At 68.9% G+C, this 710-nt stretch carries 1 protein-coding gene and 1 pseudogene; both read right to left on the reverse strand.

Going from position 1 to position 710, the window contains the following annotated elements:
- A partial coding sequence (locus tag IG178_RS24610) for a hypothetical protein (protein ID WP_193215226.1) occupies positions 1–215 on the reverse strand: 215 nt, incomplete at its 3' end.
- Between the two features lie 130 nt (positions 216–345).
- Positions 346–710: pseudogene (locus tag IG178_RS24615) on the reverse strand (amino acid permease); the annotation flags it as partial.

The raw sequence follows: 710 nt of genomic DNA on the forward strand, positions 1-710 counted from the left end.
AGGAAGGGGTCCTCCGTGAAGTCGTCTTCCCGGTCAGCGACCTGGGTGGATTCGGCGGACTGGGGGAGGAACGAGCTCTGCTGATTGGTGGAGACGTCCGAGATCCTCCCGAAGAACGGCCCGCCGAGCATCAGCACGGCCAGCCAGATGAGGATCAGGGCAGGGGCGATCAGGGTGCGCGCCCACGGGCGGCGGTGCTCTGCTGGAGTGTTCACTGGTCCTGCTCGATTCGCTGGGGAGACCTCACTGTCTCATGGCCCTGTGGCGCGACAGCGGCCAGGGGCCCGTCGGATCGATCCGACGGCCCCCTGGCCGGCAGCTGCACCCCGCGCGGCGGGGCGCAGATCACTTCCTGTGGTGCTCGTGCGTGGAGTAGTCGCCGAGCGGATCGTGCCCGCCCGGCTCCTCGCCCAGGGTCGCGATCGCCTGCGTGTCCTCGAAGCCCATGGGCTCGTGCTTCACGAAGCGCTTGTACGCCCAGTTGACCGCCGAGAGCAGCAGGCCGATGCCCAGCAGGACGGCGGCGATCTGGTACTCGATGACGTCCTGCGCCCACGGGCCGATCAGGAACAGCGTGGTGGCCGCGCCGATGAAGGGGATGAACGCGGGAGCCCGGAAGTAGCCGGTGCCCTCGCGCGACTTGTCCTTGCGCAGCACGATCACGGCCACGTTGACCACCGCGAACACGCCGAGCAGCAGCAGCGCGGTCG

This window comes from Neoluteolibacter marinus (genome assembly GCF_014904755.1).
GTDB classification, from domain to species: domain Bacteria; phylum Verrucomicrobiota; class Verrucomicrobiia; order Verrucomicrobiales; family Akkermansiaceae; genus Haloferula; species Haloferula marina.